Source organism: Streptomyces sp. W1SF4 (genome assembly GCF_003950035.1).
Classification (GTDB): domain Bacteria; phylum Actinomycetota; class Actinomycetes; order Streptomycetales; family Streptomycetaceae; genus Streptomyces; species Streptomyces racemochromogenes.
The window spans coordinates 2,308,246-2,328,024 of the sequence record NZ_CP034350.1 but is presented as its reverse complement, the minus strand read 5'-3'; the positions used below and the strand labels follow the sequence as shown (position 1 = coordinate 2,328,024).

The 19,779-nt window shown below is 73.0% G+C and carries 13 protein-coding genes; 6 read left to right on the top strand and 7 right to left on the bottom strand.

What is annotated here, in order from left to right; all coding sequences use genetic code 11:
* Nucleotides 1-46: 46 nt before the first annotated feature.
* From D1J60_RS10845 to D1J60_RS10835, 3 genes are all read right to left on the bottom strand, one after another.
* Entirely contained in the window at nt 47-727 is a 681-nt protein-coding gene (locus D1J60_RS10845) for a hypothetical protein (RefSeq protein ID WP_125820957.1), read from the bottom strand.
* 56 nt (nt 728-783) lie between these two features.
* Entirely contained in the window at nt 784-2,862 is a 2,079-nt protein-coding gene (locus tag D1J60_RS10840; protein ID WP_164720881.1) for a PIG-L family deacetylase, read from the bottom strand.
* Nucleotides 2,863-3,123: 261 nt separating this feature from the next.
* On the bottom strand, nt 3,124-5,523 hold the full coding sequence (locus D1J60_RS10835; RefSeq protein WP_241253212.1) for a PIG-L family deacetylase: 2,400 nt from the start codon (nt 5,521-5,523) through the stop codon (nt 3,124-3,126).
* A gap of 181 nt (nt 5,524-5,704) precedes the next feature.
* Between D1J60_RS10835 and D1J60_RS10830 the strand changes: the two genes are divergently transcribed.
* A complete protein-coding gene (locus tag D1J60_RS10830; protein WP_125820955.1) occupies nt 5,705-8,692 on the top strand; it encodes a bifunctional [glutamine synthetase] adenylyltransferase/[glutamine synthetase]-adenylyl-L-tyrosine phosphorylase in 2,988 nt (995 codons plus the stop codon).
* A gap of 42 nt (nt 8,693-8,734) precedes the next feature.
* On the opposite strand, the gene D1J60_RS10825 is transcribed toward D1J60_RS10830, so the two are convergent.
* The 4 genes from D1J60_RS10825 to D1J60_RS10810 form a co-directional block, all read right to left on the bottom strand.
* Entirely contained in the window at nt 8,735-9,328 is a 594-nt protein-coding gene (locus D1J60_RS10825) for a dihydrofolate reductase family protein (protein WP_125820954.1), read from the bottom strand.
* A gap of 227 nt (nt 9,329-9,555) precedes the next feature.
* Entirely contained in the window at nt 9,556-10,443 is an 888-nt protein-coding gene (locus D1J60_RS10820; protein WP_125820953.1) for a phosphatase PAP2 family protein, read from the bottom strand.
* Nucleotides 10,444-10,580: 137 nt separating this feature from the next.
* Entirely contained in the window at nt 10,581-11,612 is a 1,032-nt protein-coding gene (locus D1J60_RS10815) for a LacI family DNA-binding transcriptional regulator (protein WP_125820952.1), read from the bottom strand.
* A 26-nt stretch (nt 11,613-11,638) separates the two neighbouring features.
* Nucleotides 11,639-13,405, bottom strand: a complete 1,767-nt coding sequence (locus tag D1J60_RS10810; protein ID WP_241253211.1) for a glycoside hydrolase family 13 protein — start codon at nt 13,403-13,405, stop codon at nt 11,639-11,641.
* A gap of 222 nt (nt 13,406-13,627) precedes the next feature.
* Between D1J60_RS10810 and D1J60_RS10805 the strand changes: the two genes are divergently transcribed.
* From D1J60_RS10805 to D1J60_RS10785, 5 genes are read left to right on the top strand one after another with little or no spacing between them, the layout of a single operon-like run.
* The gene (locus tag D1J60_RS10805) at nt 13,628-14,899 is read left to right on the top strand and encodes an extracellular solute-binding protein (protein WP_125820951.1); all 1,272 of its coding nucleotides are present in this window, start codon (nt 13,628-13,630) and stop codon (nt 14,897-14,899) included.
* A gap of 8 nt (nt 14,900-14,907) precedes the next feature.
* Nucleotides 14,908-15,939, top strand: coding sequence for a sugar ABC transporter permease (locus D1J60_RS10800; RefSeq protein ID WP_125820950.1), 1,032 nt, complete (start codon nt 14,908-14,910; stop codon nt 15,937-15,939).
* A complete protein-coding gene (locus D1J60_RS10795; protein WP_125604048.1) occupies nt 15,936-16,799 on the top strand; it encodes a carbohydrate ABC transporter permease in 864 nt (287 codons plus the stop codon). Before D1J60_RS10800 ends, D1J60_RS10795 begins: the two co-directional genes overlap by 4 nt.
* Nucleotides 16,800-16,850: 51 nt before the next feature.
* Entirely contained in the window at nt 16,851-18,443 is a 1,593-nt protein-coding gene (locus D1J60_RS10790) for a glycoside hydrolase family 13 protein (protein WP_125820949.1), read from the top strand.
* Entirely contained in the window at nt 18,431-19,444 is a 1,014-nt protein-coding gene (locus D1J60_RS10785) for a LacI family DNA-binding transcriptional regulator (protein WP_241253210.1), read from the top strand. The genes D1J60_RS10790 and D1J60_RS10785 overlap by 13 nt, the downstream gene beginning before the upstream one ends.
* Nucleotides 19,445-19,779 lie beyond the last annotated feature (335 nt).

Sequence of the window (19,779 nt, the reverse complement as noted above, 5' to 3'; positions counted from 1 at the left end):
CCTGTTCCTCCGGGCCCCGGGCGTCAACCCGGGGCCCGGAGGTGTTTCAGGGCTTGGCGCAGGTGAGGGTGACCTGGTCGCTGCGGGCCGACATGTTCCCCACGTGCAGGGTGACGAAGACGCTCGGTGAGACGCCGTTCACCGTCGGCGAGAGGGGGACGACCTTCAGGAGCGAGACGCTTTCGACGCCCGGGCCGAAGGTGGCCGTGCCCGAGGCGTAGGGCTCGCTGCTGGAGGCGTAGGTCCAGTAGTAGGGCACCTTGCCGTTGCCCGATCCGGTGATCTTGCCGTCGAACTCGGCCCTGCTCGGCTTGGTGCAGTCGACGACCGTGCCCGGCTTGGTGAGGGTGAACACCTCGACCTTCGTGACCTGTACCTTCCCCTGCTTGCCCCCGTCGGGCTGCTGCCGGGGCGGGGTCAGGCAGCCGGTGCGTTTGCCCTTGGCGGTGACGGTGTACTGGCCGTAGCGGGCGCCCTGCCGGTCGAGGGTGCCCTCGGCGCCGACCCGGGTGCGCTGGCTGCCCTGCGGGCCCTTGATCGTGACGGACTGGTTCGGCTCGAACCCCTCCAGGACCAGGGTGTACGGGCCGCTCCCACCCTCTCCGGTGGCGACCAGCTCGCACGAGGCGGCCGGCAGCGGGGCCGCGGCCGCCGGGGACGCGAGGGCGGCGGCCGGGGAGAGGAGGAGCGGGACGGCGAGGAGCGTGAGGTTGCGGTGCCGGATCATCGTGCTGACCTCCGGAACGGGAAAGCCCCCGATGCTCCTCCCAGGATATCGGCGGGTCAGGCGGGCGGCGGGATGACCGCCGGGTGCCAGGTCGGGGCGGGGGCGGCGGGGCGGCCGGTGGTGGTGTGGAGCCGGGCGTCCAGGCCCAGGACCGCCGTCGTCGTGGTGCCGGACGGGTCGAGGACGGCCGAGGGGGCACCCGCGTACAGCATCCGGGACTCCGTCCAGGCGGGCGGCCCGCCCAGGGTGGTCGCCGCGACGGTGCCGGAGTCCGCGCGGCCCGTCACCGAGCGGCCCGCGACGCCGACCGCGCCGTAGCCGGCCCGGCCGCCGGACTCCGAGACGCTGGAGACCTGCGGGGCGCCCGGGCCCGCGGTGACGAGCGCGCTGCGCACCACCCCGGAGTCGGGCCGGCGGAAGTAGAGCCGGACGCCCGCGCCGTCCGGGGCCGCCGAGAGGGGGACCGTGGTGGCCGGGAGCCCCGTCGGGAACGGCCCGGCCAGCGGGGCGCCGGGGGTGGGCTGCGTCCAGGCCAGGGCGGACTTGGTGGTGGTGGCGTACACGTGGCGCCGGCCGGCGGAGTCGACGACGGCTATCGGGTCGCTCTGGAGGTCTTCGCCGCCCAGCTGCTGCCAGTCCGTGAAGGCCCCCGACGGCTGTTGCTCGCGGGCGCGCAGGGTGCGGCGGGTGTCGCGGAGGTAGACGGTGAGCCGGCCCCCGGCGTCGACGGCCGCGGCGGGGGCGCTGACGGCCGAGGTGCCCGGCTCGTCCCCCGGCTCGGGGGTGCCGAGTGACTGCCACGCCCCGAACGGGCCGTCGGGCGCGGCCTGGGCCGCGTACACCACCTCGCGCCGGTAGTCGGCCGGCCCGGGCCCGAGGGTGGTGCGGGTGGCGAGGACCGTGACGCGGCCGTCGGGGAGCCGGACGGCGGTGGCGCCGGGGTCGATGCCGGTGCCGGGGAGCAGGGCGGGCCCGGTCCAGGCCCCGGCCCGGTCGCGGTTCCAGACGGCCATCCGCCCGTCCAGCACGGCGAAGGCCCAGAGCCGGCCGGGGGTGCCCTCGGTGAGCCAGGAGGAGGTGTCGGCGCGGGCGTAGCGCAGCGACTGGGCCCAGTTGCGGCCGGTGGGGCTGCCCGCCACCTTGCGGTCGCCGCAGCCGGAGGGGGAGCCGCCGCAGTAGTCGGACCGGTCCTGCCAGGCGTACGTCTTCAGGAAGCCGGTCTTCGTCTCGGCGGTCTGCGGGTCGAGCGCGTGGGGGAGGCTGCCGTTGTGGTAGCCGAGGTAGTTCTGGACCGAGAACCGCGGCCGGTCCGGGACCTGCTCGGCGTACAGGGCGGCGGCGGCCTGCGCGAAGCGTGCGCCGTACATGTGGTCCTGGTGGTCGGTGTACTTCCCGGTCTCCGCGTACCGGCCCGGCGTCGGGTCCTGCATCCGTATCGTCGTCGGCCGGTACCGCTCCAGGATCCCGGCTATCGAGCGGACCACCTGGTCCTTGGTGTACGAGAACTGCTGCTTGACCGGGGTGCCGGTGGTGAGCTGCGCCTCCAGCGCCGGTATCCGCCCGTTCCACAGCCCGCGCAGGCTGTCGGGGTTCTCCGCGGCCGGGTTGCGGGCCTCGCGCAGCTGGAACCAGACCAGGTTGACCTGCGGGCGGGCGACGAGGACGTCGAGCTCGGCCTGTCCGCCGCCGGCCGTGGGTATGACCGTGCGCTTCCACGCGCCGGTGCGGTCGCCGGTGGCCATCTCCGCGTAGGCGGACCGTATGCCGTTCTGCCGGGCCTCCGCGTACTGGGCGCGGTCGGCGGGCTGTTCCGGGTCCTTGGCCTCGCCGCCGCGGGCCTCGTTGCGGCCGTCGGCCTCGCCGGAGGTGAGGTAGGCGGTGGTGACGGGCATTCCGGCCAGCAGGGAGCGGCTGAGGTCGGGGTTCATGAAGAACAGGTCGTCGTCGGGGTGCGCGACGATCTGGACGACCGTGCCGGAGGTGGTGCTGGCGGGCAGGGCGGCGGCCGGGCCCTTCCCGTCGGCGGTCTCGGCCGAGGTCTGCTGGCCGTACGTGAGGGACAGGACACCGGAGGCGCCCACGGTCAGCATGGGCAGCACGGCCGCGAGGAGGAAGCGGCGGCGGGAAAGGGGCATGGTCACGGCCTCTTGAGGTCGCTTCGGGCAGGAAGAACCGCTGTGCAGTCAGTGAGAGGCCAAATCGGGGGAGTTGGTTCACCGATTTCGCCGATGACGCGCACTTTTCCGAAAACGACCGGATGTGATTGTGCCCTGCCGGCGTCCGTGCCCTGCCGAACCGCCCGGATCGTGGACGGGGTTGGTGCCGGCTACGGGGGCGGCGGCTGGACCGGAGGCCGGACCGAGGCCGGACCGAGGCCGGGCCGACGCCCGGGCCGGCTACGGGGCCGGCGGATGCGCCGGTGACGGGGCCGTGTTGCGTGGGCCCACCGGCTGCCACGGCGCGAGGTACGCGTTCGAGTCGTCCGTCGAGGAGGTGACGTACAGCCGCGCGTCCAGGCCGACGACGGCCAGGCTGACCAGGTTCTTCCCCGTCATCGTGCTGGACGGGGCCCCCACGAACATCAGCGGCGAGCGCTGCCACGCCCCGCCCGGGCCGACGTCCGACCCCAGCTGCCCGCCCGCCGAGCGGCCCGCCAGCACGTGCCCGCTCGCCGTCACCGGCCCGTAGCCCTGGAGCCCGCCCAGGTCGGTGAGGGCGTCCGCCCTGAGCCCGCCGTCGGCCGTCACCAGCGCGGAGCGCACGTTGCCCGACCCCGGCTTGCGGAACAGCAGCCGCACGCCGCCCTCGCGCCCCTGCGCCGTCAGCGGGAGCGTGGTGTCCGGCAGTCCGGTGGGGGTGGCCGGGCCCAACGGGGCGCCGGGCTCCGGCTGCGCCCAGGCCGTCACCGTCTTCGTGGTGGCGGCGAAGACCATCCGCCGCCCGGCGCCGTCGGTGGCGGTGGCCGGGGTGCCGTGCAGGTCGGAGCCGCCGAGGGAGTCCCAGGGGCCCCACTCCCCGTCGGGGCGCTGGACGCGGCCGCGCAGGGTGGACGCGCCGTCGCGGACGTACACGGCGAGCGCCCCGGTGCCGTCGACCGAGACGGCGGGCGCGCTGATGTCGGAGGTCCAGGCGTCGTCGGCGCCCTCCGGGGTGCCGAGCGACTGCCAGGGGCCGAACTCGGCGGAGCCGGGGGCCTGCTGGACCGCGTACACGACCTCGCGGAGGTAGTCGGCGGGCTTGTCGCCGAAGGAGGTGCGGGTGCCGAAGGCCGCGATCCGGCCGTCCTGGAGGGTGACGGTGGATATGCCCTGGTCCATCCCGGTTCCGGGGAGCAGGTCGGGGCCGGTCCAGCTGCCGATCAGGCCGGTGCGGTGCCAGACGGCGACCTGGCCGTCGAGCACCTTGAAGGCCCACAGGCCGTGCTCGGCGTCGGAGGCGAGCCAGGAGGTGCTGGTGCCGCGGGCGTAGTTGATGGACTGCGTCCAGCGGTTGCCCGAGGGGTGGTCGGCGACCTTGAGGTCACCGCAGCCGGCCTCGCTGCCGCAGTGGTTCTCCTTGTCGAGCCAGGCGTAGGTGTCCAGGATGTCCAGCTTCTCCTTGGCTTCGCCGGGGTCGAGGGCGCTGGGGAGCGAGCCGTTGAAGTAGCCGATGTAGTTCTGCACGGCGAAGTGCGGGCGGTCCTTGACCTCCTGCGCGTAGGCGGCGGTGGCCGCCTGCGCGAACCGGGCGCCGTAGAAGTGGTCCTGGTGGTCGGTGTAGCGCTTGGTGTCCTGGAACCGGCCGGGGGTCGGGTCCTGGGCGCGGATGGTGGTGGGCCGGTAGCGCTCCAGGATGCCCTCGATGGTCCGGACGACCTGCTCCCTGGTGTACGTGAACCCGTGCCGGACCGGGGAGCCGGAGGCGAGCACCGACTCCAGGTGCGGGACGCGGCCGTCCCACAGGCCGTGGAGGCTGTCGGGGACGTCCGCGTAGACGTTGCCGGCCTCGCGGAGCTGGAGCCAGACGAGGTTGATCTCGGGCTTGGCGACGAGGACGTCCACCTCGGCCTGGCCGCCGCCCTTGGTCGGGATGACGGTGCGCTTCCAGGCGCTGCTGCGGTCGCCGGTGGCCATCTTGGCGTAGGCGGCGCGGATGCCGTTCTGGCGGGCCTCGGCGTAGGCGGGCTTGTCGGGCCGGGTGGAGGCCAGCTTGGCGGCGCCCGCGTTGATGCCGTCGGCTTCGCCGGAGGTGAGGTAGACGGAGGTGACGGGGTGGCCGGCGGCTATGGAGTACCGCAGGTCCGGGTTCATGAAGTACAGGTCGTCGTCGGGGTGGGCGACGATCTGCAGCACCCGGCCGGGGTCGGGGGCGTCCACGGCGGTGGCGGTGGTGGCCCTGGAATCGGCGGCGGTCGGCGCGTCGTAGGCGGCCAGGGCCTCGTTGCCCCGGATGACGAGCATGCCGCCGGCGGCGGTGGCGGCGACGAGGCCGACGGCCTTGACGATCTTCCGGGCGACCGGGTGCGGGGTGGCTGCGCCGCGGCTCCCGGGACCCCGGTCCGCGTCCCGCCCGGCTTCCGCCGCGCGGCCCGCGGCGGCGGGGGCGCCGGGGTCGGCTTCCGCCGCCGACCCGGCCGCGCCCGTCCCGGCGTCCCGCGGGGCGGGCACGCGGGCATGCGCCTCCGCGCCCGCGGCCCGGGGCGCCGGTACGCGGGGCGCAGTCTGCGGGGCCGCGGCCGGGGCGGGGGCGTCCTTCTCCTGGCTCCCCGCGAGGGGCTCGGCCGGGGTCGCGGCGGAGCCGGCGGGTCCGTCGGACATGGGGGCTCCTCGCGGCCGGTCGGGCGGGGACCGGGCCCCTCGGACATAGATCTAACAAGTAAGCAGATAATCCGATAATCCGCCTCATGATATCGGCCACGGCACCCGGTGAGTCGAACGCCTGCTCCGGCTAGGCTCGCCCTGGGCCAGACGCCAGCGACGCACCTCGGGAGGCGACGGGATGACAGTCCCGGGACGCAGGAGCAGCACCTTCATCAGGCTGTTGCGCAGCGGGTTCACCGACCCCACGCACGCCGCCCGGCTCCTCGACGCCGACGCGCTGGCCTCCGTACGCGCCGACCCGGTCCTCCTCGACGCCCTCGGCGCCACCGCCGACCCCGACCTCGCCCTGCACGGGCTGGTGCGCCTCGCCGAGGCCCAGACCCCCGAGGACCTGCCCCGGCTCCTCGACACCCTCGTCAGCGCCAAGCCCCTGCGCGACCGCCTCCTCGGCGTGCTCGGCGCCTCCGAGGCCCTCGCCGACCACCTCGCCCGCCACCCCCGCGACTGGCAGGCACTCGTCACCTACGAGGCCGCCGACCTGCACCCCGGCCTCGCCGAGTTCGAACAGGGCCTCGCCGACGCCCACGACCCCGTCGCCCTGCGCGTCGCCTACCGCCGCTGCCTGCTCTCCATCGCCGCCCGCGACGTCTGCGGCACCATCGACCTCTCCCAGACCGCCGCCGAACTCGCCGACCTCGCCACCGCCACCCTCCGCGCGGCCCTGCGCATGGCGACCGCCGCCGCCCCCGAGGACGCCGCCCGGTGCCGCCTCGCCGTCATCGCCATGGGCAAGTGCGGGGGCAACGAGCTCAACTACGTCTCCGACGTCGACGTGATCTTCGTCGGCGAGGCCGTCCCCGGCGCCGAGGAACACAAGGCGCTCCAGTCCGCCACCCGCCTCGCCTCCCACCTCATGCGGATCTGCTCCGAGACCACCGTCGAGGGCAGCATCTGGCCCGTCGACGCCAACCTCCGCCCCGAGGGCCGCAACGGCCCCCTCGTGCGCACCCTCTCCTCCCACCTCGCCTACTACCAGCGCTGGGCCAAGACCTGGGAGTTCCAGGCCCTGCTCAAGGCCCGCGCCGTCGCCGGCGACCCCGACCTCGGCGCCCAGTACGTCGCCGCCATAACCCCCCTCGTCTGGCAGGCCGCCGAACGCGAGAACTTCGTCGCCGACGTCCAGAAGATGCGCCGCCGCGTCGTCGACAACATCCCCGCCGCCCAGGTCGACCGGGAACTCAAGCTCGGCCCCGGCGGCCTGCGCGACGTCGAGTTCGCCGTCCAGCTGCTCCAGCTCGTCCACGGCCGCAGCGACGCCACCCTGCACTCCGGCACCACCCTCGACGCCCTGCACGCCCTCGCCGCCGGCGGCTACGTCGGCCGCGCCGACGCCGCCCAGCTGCACGACGCGTACCGCTTCCTGCGCGCCATGGAGCACCGCATCCAGCTCTACCGGCTGCGCCGCACCCACCTCGTCCCCGAGGACGAGGCCGACCTGCGCCGCCTCGGCCGCTCCCTGGGCCTGCGCACCGAACCCGTCGCCGAGCTGGGCAAGGCCTGGCGCAGGCACGCCTCCGTCGTGCGCCGCCTGCACGAGAAGCTCTTCTACCGGCCGCTGCTCGACGCCGTCGCCCAGCTCGCCCCCGGTGAGACCCGGCTCTCCCCGCGCGCCGCCGGCCAGCGGCTCGAAGCCCTCGGCTACGCCGACCCCGCCTCCGCCCTGCGCCACCTGGAGGCCCTCTCCTCCGGCGTCAGCCGCAAGGCCGCCATCCAGCGCACCCTGCTGCCGGTCCTCCTCGGCTGGTTCGCGGACTCCGCCGACCCGGACGCCGGACTCCTCGGCTTCCGCAAGGTCTCCGACGCCCTCGGCAAGACCCCCTGGTACCTGCGCCTGCTGCGCGACGAGGGCGCCGCCGCGGAGAACCTCGCCCGCGTGCTCTCCGCCGGACGCCTCGCCCCCGACCTGCTGATGCGCGCCCCCGAGGCCGTCGCCCTGCTCGGCGACCCCGAAGGCCTCCAGCCCCGTACGCACGAGGCCCTCGAACAGGAGGTGCTCTCCGCCGTCGGCCGTGCCGAGAGCGGCGAAGCGGCCGTCGCCGCCGCCCGCGGCGTCCGCCGCCGCGAGCTGTTCCGCACCGCCGCCGCCGACATCATCGCCTCCTACGGCACCGAGGACAGCCCCGCCGAGAAGGACTGCGGCGCCCTCGTCGACCGGGTCGGCGACGCCGTCTCCGACCTCACCGCCGCCACCATCGCCGGCGCCCTGCGCGCCGCCGTGCGCGACCAGTGGGGCGAGACCCTCCCCACCCGCTTCGCCGTCATCGGCGTCGGCCGCTTCGGCGGACACGAGCTGGGCTACGGCTCCGACGCCGACGTCCTCTTCGTCCACGAACCCCGCGAAGGCGTCGACGAACAGGAAGCGGCCAAGGCCGCCCAGACGGTCATCGCCGAAATGCGCAGGCTCCTCCAGCTCCCCACCGCCGACCCGCCGCTCCTCATCGACGCCGACCTGCGCCCCGAGGGCCGCTCAGGACCCCTCGTACGCACCCTCTCCTCGTACGCCGCCTACTACCGGCGCTGGTCGCTGACCTGGGAGAGCCAGGCCCTGCTGCGCGCCGAGCCCGTCGCCGGCGACATCGACCTCGGCAACCGCTTCATCGAACTGATCGACCCGCTGCGCTACCCCGCCGAAGGCCTCGGCGAGGACGCGGTCCGCGAGATCCGCCGCCTCAAGGCCCGCATGGAGTCCGAACGCCTGCCGCGCGGCGCCGACCCCACCCTGCACGCCAAACTCGGCCGCGGCGGGCTCAGCGACGTCGAATGGACCGTCCAGCTGCTCCAGATGCAGCACGCCTGGGCCGAGCCGGGCCTGCGCACCACCCGCACCCGCCAGGCCCTGGCCGCCGCCCACGCCGCCGGGCTGCTCCCGACGGAGGAGGCGCAGATCCTCGACGAGGCCTGGGTCCTCGCCACCCGCGTCCGCAACGCCGTCATGCTGGTCCGCGGCCGCGCCGGCGACACCTTCCCCTCGGACGCCCGCGAACTGGCCGCCGTCGGCCGCTACCTGGGCTACCCGGAGGGCAAGGTCGGCGAAATGCTGGACGACTACCGCCGCACCACCCGCCGCGCCCGAGCGGTCGTGGACGAACTCTTCTACGGGGCCTAGCTCCACGATGCGGGCCGCGGCCGTACAGGCGGGCGGCTCGGGTCAGGCCGTCGGGCGGCGGTAGGTGGAGACGTGGACGCCGGTGGCGGTGGTGACCGTCGCGGCCAGGTCGAACGTGCGCAGCACGCCGTCGTCCGGGAAGAGCCGCTTGCCGCCGCCCAGGACCACCGGCATGATCATCAGCCGGAGTTCGTCGACCAGGTCCTCGCTCAGCAGGGTCCGCGCCAGCGAGGCGCTGCCCATGACCACCAGGTCGCGACCCTCGGCCTCGCGGAGCTTGTGGACCTGCGCGAGGGCCTCGCCGGCCGGGATGAGCGTGGTGTTGTTCCACGTCAGGTCCGACTTGCCGAGCGTGCCCGACACGACGTACTTGGCGACGCCGTTCATGTGGTCGGCGAAGGGGTCGCCCGCCCGCTCCGGCCACGCCGCCGCCATGGTCTGCCAGGTGCGGCGCCCGAACAGCAGGGCGTCCGTGGCGGCGGCCCACTCGGCCAGCGCGCCGCCCATGACCTCCGGGTCGAAGAAAGGGTGCGTCCAACCGCCGTGGGCGAAGCCCCCGTCGGTGTCCTCCTCCGGGCCGCCCGGTGCCTGGACGACGCCGTCCAGGCTGATGAATTCGCCCACCACGATGCGCATGGGAATGCCTCGCTTCCTGCTGTCCGTCGGGTTCGTTCACGACAGGGGAAAGCTATGCGGCGTTCAGTGAGACGGCAATCAGATCTTTGGGGGAGGCGGGTGTATGCAATGGTCAAGCGGGGTTAATCGTTGCAGTGGATCTGAAGTGAACGCAAGGTCTGGCGGTCGTTCCATTGCAATGGGTGGAGGTGAACGCACGCCCGCCGCCGGCCCCGCCGCGACGGGCTTCAGGCCCTGCGGAAGCGGTTCAGCAGATCCGACGCCGGGTGCGGGCCGGTGCTCACCGGCCGGCGCGGCAGCCGGTGCGGCAGCGAGCCGTACCAGGCGCGGGACACGGTGTACCCGAAGGCCAGGCAGAGCACGCCGCCGACGGCGTCGAGCCAGAAGTGGTTGGCGGTGGCCACGATCACGACCAGGGTCGCCGCCGGGTACAGCAGCCCAAGGAGCCGCGCCCACGGCGCCGAGGCCACCGCGAAGATCGTCAGCCCGCACCAGAGGGACCACCCTATGTGCATGGAGGGCATCGCCGCGTACTGGTTCGACATGTGCTTGAGGTTGCCCGAGGCCATGGAACCCCAGGTGTGGTGCACCAGCACGGTGTCGACGAAGTGCCCCCCGTTCATCAGCCGGGGCGGCGCGAGCGGGTAGAAGTAGTAGCCGACCAGGGCGACGCCCGTGGTGGCGAAGAGGACGAGGCGGGTGGCGGCGTAACGCCCGGGATGGAAGCGGTAGATCCACACCAGCACGCCGATCGTCACGATGAAGTGCAGCGTCGCGTAGTAGTAGTTCATCCCGACGACCAGCCACGTCACCGAGTTCACGGCGTGGTTGACGGACTGCTCCACGGCGATGCCGAGCCCGCGCTCCACGGACCAGATCCAGTCGGCGTTCGCGAGCGCGGCCGCCTTCTGCTCGGGCACGGCGTTCCGGATCAGCGAGTACGTCCAGTAGCTGACGGCGATCAGCAGGACCTCGAACCAGATCCGCGGCCGCCGCGGAGCCCGCAACCGGGTCAGCAGCGCAGCGTCCGGCTCCGGACGGGTCCCGTGCTCCGTCACGGTGGGTGACGAGACGTCCGTCCGGGTTTCCAGTGTCTTCACGCTCGCTTCACCCATGGGCAGAGAGTCTGCCAGATGCGTTACCGCCTCCGATCATCCCTCGGGACGGTCTTCTCCGCCTCTTCTCACCCCGGGGGACTACCCCGCAACCCCTAGGGGGTACCGGGGTAGGTGCCAGGCAGTGCCAAGGGGCTCTAAACGGTGCGCCGCTGCGCCGGCCCCGAGGCCGTCGAGCCCCGGACCACCAGCTCGGGCAGGAACACGAACTCGCTGTGCGGGGCCGGCGTACCGCCGATCTCCTCCAGCAGGGTCCGTACCGCCGCCTGCCCCATCGCCTGCACCGGCTGCCGGATGGTGGTCAGCGGCGGATCGGTGAACGCTATGAGCGGGGAGTCGTCGAAGCCGACCACCGACACGTCCTGCGGCACCCGCAGCCCCTGCTGCCGGGCGGCCCGGATCGCACCGAGCGCCATCATGTCGCTCGCGCACACCACCGCCGTGCAGCCCCGCCCCACGAGCGCGGCCGCCGCGGCCTGGCCGCCCTCCAGGGTGTACAGGGAGTGCTGGACCAGCTCCTCCACCTCGGCCTCGCCGAGCCCGAGCCGGTCCCGCATCGCGGCCCGGAAGCCCTCGATCTTGCGGAGCACCGGCACGAACCGCTTCGGGCCGACCGCCAGGCCGATCCGGGTGTGCCCCAGCGCCGTCAGGTGGGTCACGGCCAGCTGCATCGCGGCCCGGTCGTCGGGGGAGACGAAGGGGGCCCGCACCTTGTCGGAGAAACCGTTGATGAGGACGTACGGGACGCCCTGCGCCCGCAGCTGGTCGTAGCGGCCCATGTCGGCGGTGGTGTCGGCGTGCAGCCCCGAGACGAAGATGATCCCGGAAACCCCCCGGTCCACCAGCATCTCGGTCAGCTCGTCCTCGGTGGACCCGCCGGGCGTCTGCGTCGCCAGCACCGGCGTGTACCCCTGCCGCGTCAGCGCCTGCCCGATGACCTGCGCGAGCGCCGGGAAGATGGGGTTGTCCAGCTCGGGGGTTATCAGCCCGACGAGCCCGGCGCTGCGCTGCCGCAGCCGCACGGGCCGCTCGTAGCCGAGCACGTCGAGCGCGGCCAGCACGGACTCACGGGTGCCGGCGGCCACACCGGGCTTGCCGTTGAGCACCCGGCTGACTGTGGCTTCGCTGACCCCCGCCTGGGCTGCGATGTCGGCTAGCCGTGCGGTCACGGCACTGGACTGTACCGGTAGCCGGCTCACATCGCCCACCACGTGCAGGAATCGGGGGGAAGACGGACGGTGCGGCCGTCGGTCTCCACCGGTGCGCTGGAGAGCACCGGCCGGCCCGGAGAGGGCAGCTCCACGGCGGTGGACCTGGTGTTCAGGGTGCAGGCGAAGCCGGGGCGGGTGAAGAGGAGGACCCCGTCGGGCGCGGGCCGCCAGCGCATCCCCCGCGCGAACACCGCCGGTCCCGCCCCCGCCCCGGGCCACTCCTCGCGGCAGCCGCCCTGCCCCGACTCCGGCGCGCCCAGCCCCGGCATGGCCCGGCGCAGCTCCAGGGCGGCGCGGTACAGCTCCAGCGTCGAGTGCGGGTCGCCCGTCTGCGCGGCGACGCTCAGCCCCGCCCAGCCGGCGGGCTGCGGCAGCCAGCTGCCGCCGGGTCCGAAGCCGTACGGGGCCTCCTCGCCGGACCAGGGCAGCGGCACCCGGCACCCGTCCCGCAACCCGTCCTGCCCCTCGGCCTCCCCGGCCCCGGCCTCCGCCCCGCCCCCGCCGGTCCCCCCGCGGCCCCCCGCGGGGGAGCGGCGGAACGCCGGGTCCTGGCGGGCCGCGTCCGGGAGGTCGGTGACCTCGGGCAGGCCGAGCTCCTCGCCCTGGTAGACGTACGCCGACCCGGGCAGCGCCAGCATCAGCAGCGCCGCCGCCCGCGCCCGCGCCAGGCCCCGTGCCCCGCCCCCGTAGCGGGTGACGTGCCGCACGACGTCGTGGTTGGACAGCACCCAGGTCGTCGGGGCGCCCACCGATGCGGTCGCGGCCAGGGATTCGTCGATCACCGTCCGCATCGCCGCCGGGTCCCAGGGGCAGTTCAGGAACCGGAAGTTGAAGGCCTGGTGCAGCTCGTCGGGCCGCACGTACAGCGCCAGCCGCTCCGAGGACGGCGCCCACGCCTCGGCGACCCCGATCCGCCCGTCCCCGTACGAGTCGAGCAGCCGCCGCCAGGAGCGGTGGATGGCGTGCACCCCGTCCTGGTCGAAGAAGGGGAGCGGCTCGGTGCCGATCAGGGTGGCCTGCGCGCCCCGGCCGATGTCGGGCAGGCCCGGGGCCTTGACCATGCCGTGGGCCACGTCCACCCGGAAGCCGTCGACGCCGAGGTCGAGCCAGAAGCGCAGCACCGACTCGAACTCCGCGGCGACCTCCGGGTGCTCCCAGTCCAGGTCGGGCTGCTCGGGGGCGAAGAGGTGCAGGTACCAGTCGCCGTCCGGCACCCGGGTCCAGGCCGGGCCGCCGAAGACGGACTCCCAGTCGTTGGGCGGCAGCTCCCCGTCGGCGCCCCGCCCCGGGCGGAACAGGTACCGCTCGCGGGCGCCGGGCACGCCGGCGAGGGCGTCCCGGAACCAGGGGTGGGCCTGCGAGGTGTGGTTCGGCACCACGTCCACGATCACCCGCAGGCCGAGCGCGTGCGCGGCCCGGACCAGGTCGTCGGCGTCGGAGAGGTCCCCGAAGAGGGGGTCGACGGCCCGGTAGTCGGCGACGTCGTAGCCGCCGTCCGCCTGCGGGGACACGTAGAAGGGGGTCAGCCACACGGCGTCCACCCCGAGCCGGGCCAGGTGCGGCAGCCGCTCGCGCACCCCGCGAAGGTCGCCCACGCCGTCGCCGTCGCTGTCCGCGAAGGAGCGGACGTACACCTGGTAGATGACGGCATCGCGCCACCAGGCACCGCTCACGGCCGGGTCGCCGCAGGCGCCGTTGGAAGCGTTGCTGGAAGCTCTTGCAAGCGGCACGGCCGTCAACTCGTGGTTCATACCGCAGTCAACGCGCGTACACACCCCGTGGTTGCGGGCCCGTGCAGTCGAAGGGGACTCGAACTAACAGCAAGCTGCGGCAACCGTAGGGACACACGGATGTAACGATCGCCTCCGCTTGCAGAAAATTGCCGCAAGGTCTTTCGGTCGGCTTTCAGGCTTGTTACGTTCCTGGCAACTCGGGACCGCGAGGGCGCGGCCGGGATCATCGAAGGAGTTCATATGCGGCGTGGCATAGCGGCCACCGCGCTGGTCGCGACCCTGGCGCTCGCGGCGACGGCTTGCGGCGGTGACACCAAGGACGACGGTGGGCAGAAGGCCGGCGGCGAGCTGTCCGGCACCGTCACCTGGTGGGACACCTCGAACGACGCCGAGAAGGCGAGCTTCCAGAAGATCGCGGAGGCGTTCACCGCGAAGCACCCGAAGGTGACCGTCAAGTACGTCAACGTGCCCTACGGCGACGCCCAGAACAAGGTCAAGAACGCCTTCAGCAGCGGCGCCGACGCCCCCGACGTGATCCGCGCCGACGTCGGCTGGGTCGCCGACTTCGCCTCGCTCGGCTACCTCGACGAGGTCCCCGCCGACACCGCGAAGAAGATCGACACCGAGTTCCTCCCGCAGGCCGCGGCCAGCGGCAGGTTCGAGGGCAAGACCTACGCCGTCCCGCAGGTCATCGACACCCTCGGCCTCTTCTACAACAAGAAGATGCTCGCCGACGCCGGCGTCCAGCCCCCCAAGACCCTTGAGGAGCTGAAGGCCGCCGCCACCGCCATCAAGGCCAAGACCGGCAAGACCGGCCTCTACCTGCGCGGCGACGACTCCTACTGGTTCCTGCCCTTCATCTACGGCGAGGGCGGCGACCTCGTCGACGCCAAGACCAAGACGGTCACCGTCGACAACGCGGCCGGCGTCAAGGGCTTCAAGGCCGCCCGCGACCTGGTCACCTCCGGCGCGGCGGTCACCAACGCCACCGACGGCTGGACCAACATGCAGACCGCCTTCAAGTCCGGGGAGGTCGCGATGATGATCAACGGCCCCTGGGCCGTCGCGGACAGCTACGCGGGCGACCAGTTCAAGGACAAGTCCAACCTCGGCGTCGCCCCCGTCCCGGCCGGCTCCGCCAAGGCCGGCGCCCCGCAGGGCGGCCACGACCTCGCCGTCTACGCCGGCTCCAAGAACACCGCCGCCGCACACGCCTTCGTCGAGTACATGACCTCCCAGGAGGTCCAGGTCCAGTCCGCCAAGGACCTGAGCCTGCTGCCCACGCGCACCGCCGCCTACGAGCAGCCGGACGTCAAGAGCAGCGAGATGGTCCAGTTCTTCAAGCCGGCCGTCGACAAGGCCGTCGAGCGCGCCTGGATCCCGGAGAACGGCTCCCTCTTCGAGCCGCTGAAGGTCGAGTACACCAAGGCCGTCACCGGCGCCTCGACCCCCGAGGACGCGGCCAAGGCGGCCGGCACCGAGTTCCGCAAGATCCTCAAGGGCTGGAAGTAGTACGGACGATGGCTGCTGACACCAGCCGGTCGGTGGCGAAGGCCGCGGACGGCGAGACGACCCTCGCCGCCCGCGGCCCCAGCCGCACGACTGCCAAGAACGCCGGAAGCCCGCGCGGCGGCCTCCGCCGCGCCCTCGCCACGCACTGGTACGCCTGGACCATGGCCGCCCCGGTCGTCCTCGTCCTCGGCGTGATCGTGGGCTGGCCGCTCGTCCGCGGCATCTACCTGTCGCTGACGAACGCCAACGAGCGCAACGTCGCCCGCACCATCGGCGTGCGCCACATCGACGCCACGTACGAGTTCGTCGGGCTCGACAACTACACGGAGGTCCTCGGCGACCCCGTCTTCTGGCAGCGGCTGGTGTGGACGGTGGTGTGGACCGTCGCCTGCGTCTCCCTCACCTTCGTCCTCGGCCTCACCCTGGCCACCATGCTCAACCGGCAGTTCCGGGGCCGCGCCGCCTACCGGATGGCGCTCATCCTGCCCTGGGCCGTGCCCGGCTTCGTCTCCGTCTTCGCCTGGCGGTTCCTCTTCAACCGCGACAACGGCATCCTCAACAAGGTCCTCGACGGCGGCGGCATCTCCGCCATCCCGTGGCTCGACGACCCCACCTGGGCCAAGCTCTCCGTCATCGCCGTCAACGTCTGGCTCGGCATCCCCTTCATGATGGTCGCCCTCCTCGGCGGCCTCCAGTCCATCCCCGGCGAGCTGTACGAAGCCGCCGAGATGGACGGCGCCGGCCCCTGGCAGCGCTTCCGGCACATCACCCTGCCCGGACTGCGGGCCGTGAGCATGACGGTGATCCTGCTCTCCACCATCTGGACCTTCAACATGTTCCCGGTGATCTTCCTGCTGACGCGGGGCGGCCCCGGCGACTCCACCGAGATCCTGGTGACCCAGGCCTTCCGCGAGGCCTTCATCGCCAGCCCGCGCGACTTCGCCGGCTCCGCGACCTGGGGCGTGCTGATCCTCGGCCTGCTCATGATCTTCGCGCTGGTCTACCGGCGCTCGCTGCGCAAGCAGGGAGAGGTGTGGTGACCGTGACCACCAACGAGACGCAGGCGGCGCGCCCGCGCGGCAGCCGCTCCCCGCTCGCCTCCTTCGCACTGCACGCCACGCTCGTCGTCGCGTCCGTCATCGCCGTCTTCCCCGTGCTGTGGATCCTGCTGACCTCGCTCAAGCCGGCCAAGTACGCCATCACCACGGACTTCGTGAAGGAACCCACCCTCTCGAACTACTCCCACCTGCTGGAGGACAGCCACTTCCTCAGCTGGTTCTGGAACTCCGTGCTCGTCGCCGGCGTCACCACCGTGCTCGGCGTGTTCATCGCCGCCACCACCGGATACGCCGTCAGCCGCTTCAAGTTCCCGGGCATGAAGCCGCTGATGTGGACCCTGCTCATCACGCAGATGTTCCCAATGGCCATCCTCATCGTCCCGCTCTACAACCTGATGGGAGACCTCGGGCTGCTCAACCAGCCGCTCGGGCTGATCATCACGTACCTCACCATCGCCGTGCCGTTCTGCGCCTGGATGATGAAGGGCTTCTTCGACACCATCCCGGTCGAGATCGACGAATCCGGCCGCGTCGACGGACTCAACCCCTTCGGCACCTTCTGGCGCCTGATCCTGCCGCTCGCCAAGCCCGGCCTCGCCGTGACCGGCTTCTACGCCTTCATCACCGCCTGGGGCGAAGTCGCGTACGCCTCCGCCTTCATGGTCGGCGAGGAGAACCTCACCCTCGCGGGCGGCCTGCAGACCTTCGTCACGCAGTACACCTCCAACTGGGGCGCCATGAGCGCGGCATCCGTCCTCATCGCGATCCCGGCGGCCGTCTTCTTCCTCTTCGCCCAGCGTCACCTCGTCGCCGGTATGACGGCGGGCGCCACCAAGGGCTGACCACCCGGCGTCCGTTCCCGCGTTCCACCGGCCCGATCTCTCAAGGACACCATGACCCAGCACCTCGCCGACGCACTCCCCACCCCGACCGGGACCCAGCCCGGCTGGTGGAGAGACGCGGTGATCTACCAGGTCTATCCGCGCAGCTTCGCCGACTCCAACGGGGACGGCATGGGGGACCTCGAAGGCATCCGCAGCCGGCTGCCCTACCTGCGCGACCTGGGTGTCGACGCCGTGTGGCTCAGCCCCTTCTACGCCTCCCCGCAGGCCGACGCCGGCTACGACGTCGCCGACTACCGGGCCATCGACCCCATGTTCGGCACCCTCCACGACGCCGACGCCGTGATCCGCGAAGCGCACGCCCTGGGCCTGCGGATCATCGTCGACCTCGTCCCCAACCACTGCTCCGACCAGCACGAATGGTTCAAGCAGGCACTCCGGGAGGGCCCCGGGACCCCGCTGCGCGAACGCTTCCACTTCCGCCCGGGGAAGGGCGAGTCGGGCGAGCGGCCGCCGAACGACTGGGAGTCCATCTTCGGCGGCCCCGCCTGGACCCGCGTCGAGGACGGGGAGTGGTACCTCCACCTCTTCGCGCCGGAACAGCCCGACTTCAACTGGGAACACCCCGCCGTACAGGACGAGTTCCGGTCCGTGCTGCGGTTCTGGCTCGACCTGGGGGTGGACGGCTTCCGGATCGACGTCGCGCACGGGCTGGTGAAGGCCGCCGGACTGCCCGACCTGGGGCGCGACGAGCAGCTCAAGCTGCTGGGGAACCAGGTACTGCCCTTCTTCGACCAGGACGGCGTCCACGAGATCTACCGGAAGTGGCGCACCGTCCTCGACGAGTACGCCGGCGACCGCATCGGCGTCGCCGAGGCCTGGGCCCCCAACGTCGAACGCACCGCCCTCTACGTACGCCACGACGAGCTGCACCAGGCGTTCAACTTCCACTACCTGACCACCGGCTGGGACGCGGCCGCCCTGCGCGCCACCATCGACGCGTCACTCGACGCCATGCGGCCCGTGGGCGCCCCGACGACCTGGGTGCTGTCCAACCACGACGTGGTCCGCCACCGGACCCGCTTCGGCAGCCTGGACCGGGCGCGCGCCGCCGCGCTGCTGATGCTGGCCCTGCCCGGCTCCGCGTACGTCTACCAGGGCGAGGAGCTCGGACTGCCCGAGGTCACCGACCTCCCGGACGAGGTGCGCCAGGACCCCTCCTTCTTCAAGGCCAACGGGCAGGACGGGCTGCGCGACGGTTGCCGCGTCCCGCTCCCGTGGTCCGGCGACGCCGCCCCGTACGGATTCGGGACCGGCGGCAGCTGGCTCCCGCAGCCGGAGGAATGGGCGGGGCTGAGCGTCGAGGCGCAGACCGGGGACCCGGAGTCCACGCTGGAGCTGTACCGCACCGCCCTGCGCATCCGGCGCGAGCACGCCGACCTGGGCGCCGGGGACGCCGTGGAGTGGCTGGACGCCCCCGAAGGGGTCCTGATGTTCCGCCGGGGCGGCTTCGTGTGCGCGGCCAACACGACGGGCGAGGCGGTGCGGATACCCGGGATGACGGGTGCGGTGCTGCTGGCGAGCGGCGAACTGCCGGAGGCGGACGTCCTCCCCGGTGACACGGCGGTGTGGTGGCAGGGGTGAGCTCCCCGCTGCGGCTGACGGACATCGCCTCGCAGGCCCAGGTCAGCGAGGCGACGGTCAGCCGCGTCCTCAACGGCAAGGCGGGCGTGGCGGCCGGCACCCGGCACCGGGTGCTGGCCGCCATGGACCTGCTCGGCTACGAGCGGCCGGTGCGGCTGAAGCGGCGCAGCAACGGTCTGGTCGGGCTGCTGATCCCCGAACTGACCAACCCCATCTTTCCCGCGTTCGCGCAGGTCATCGAGCAGGCCCTGGCCGGGCAGGGGTACACGCCGGTGCTGTGCACCCAGACCCCGGGCGGCGCGACCGAGGACGAACTGGTCGAACAGCTGGAGGAGCGGGGGGTCACCGGCATCGTCTTCCTGTCCGGGCTGCACGCGGACTCGTCGGCCGACCCGGCGCGCTACCAGCGGCTCTCGTCGCGCGGGCTGCCGTTCGTACTGATCAACGGCTTCAACGAGGCCATCAGCGCCCCCTTCGTCTCCCCGGACGACCGGGCGGCGGCGGAGATGGCCGTACGGCACCTGGAGGAGCTCGGACACCGGCGCATCGGGCTCGCCATCGGGCCGACCCGGTACGTCCCCTCGGCGCGCAAGGAGCAGGGGTTCCTGGCCGTACGGCCCGGGGCGGCGGAGGAAGGGCTGGTCCAGCGCACCCTGTTCACCGTCGAGGGCGGCCACGCGGCGGGCGGCGCCCTCCTGGACCGGGGCTGCACGGGCGTGGTCTGCGCCAGCGACATGATGGCCCTCGGCGTCATCCGCGCCGCCCGGGAGCGGGGGCTGCGCGTCCCCGAGGACGTCTCGGTGGTCGGCTTCGACGACTCCCCGCTCATCGCCTTCACGGACCCCCCGCTGACGACGGTCCGCCAGCCGGTCCGCGCGATGGCCACGGCGGCGGTCGGCGCCCTCCTGGAAGCGGTGGCCGGCACCCCGGTCCAGCGCACGGAGTACGTCTTCCAGCCGGAGCTGGTGGTACGGGGGTCGACGGGGATGGTGCGGGGGTAGGGGGGCGTACGCCGCTTGCGGCTCGGGCGGGTGGGGGCGGGGGTTGCCCACCCGCCTCCCTGTCTGCGGGTCCGGGGCCGGGCGAGCGGTGTCCCGCTGGGCGGTCTCAGAGCAGGTTGGGGGCTTCCCGTCAGTCCCATCGTCCTTCCGGTTCGGGCCGGCCTGTCAAGGGCGCTCCTTCGTCGCGTCACTTCGTGATCGCCTTCGGCGACCCTTGACAGCCCGACCCGCCCCGGAAAGCCGAAAGACTGCCGGGAAACCCCCAAAGAAACGGGACGGACGATCCTTGGAGGGGCGGGCGTCTCAGTGCTGAGGCGAGCGGCCGGGCGCCGGCC

Bases quoted from the DNA above. Each gene is read 5' to 3' on its own strand.
- D1J60_RS10845 (WP_125820957.1), bottom strand. From the start codon at position 727: ATGATCCGGCACCGCAACCTCACGCTCCTCGCCGTCCCGCTCCTCCTC.
- D1J60_RS10840 (WP_164720881.1), bottom strand. From the start codon at position 2,862: ATGCCCCTTTCCCGCCGCCGCTTCCTCCTCGCGGCCGTGCTGCCCATG.
- D1J60_RS10835 (WP_241253212.1), bottom strand. From the start codon at position 5,523: ATGTCCGACGGACCCGCCGGCTCCGCCGCGACCCCGGCCGAGCCCCTC.
- D1J60_RS10830 (WP_125820955.1), top strand. From the start codon at position 5,705: ATGACAGTCCCGGGACGCAGGAGCAGCACCTTCATCAGGCTGTTGCGC.
- D1J60_RS10825 (WP_125820954.1), bottom strand. From the start codon at position 9,328: ATGCGCATCGTGGTGGGCGAATTCATCAGCCTGGACGGCGTCGTCCAG.
- D1J60_RS10820 (WP_125820953.1), bottom strand. From the start codon at position 10,443: ATGGGTGAAGCGAGCGTGAAGACACTGGAAACCCGGACGGACGTCTCG.
- D1J60_RS10810 (WP_241253211.1), bottom strand. From the start codon at position 13,405: ATGAACCACGAGTTGACGGCCGTGCCGCTTGCAAGAGCTTCCAGCAAC.
- D1J60_RS10805 (WP_125820951.1), top strand. From the start codon at position 13,628: ATGCGGCGTGGCATAGCGGCCACCGCGCTGGTCGCGACCCTGGCGCTC.
- D1J60_RS10800 (WP_125820950.1), top strand. From the start codon at position 14,908: ATGGCTGCTGACACCAGCCGGTCGGTGGCGAAGGCCGCGGACGGCGAG.
- D1J60_RS10790 (WP_125820949.1), top strand. From the start codon at position 16,851: ATGACCCAGCACCTCGCCGACGCACTCCCCACCCCGACCGGGACCCAG.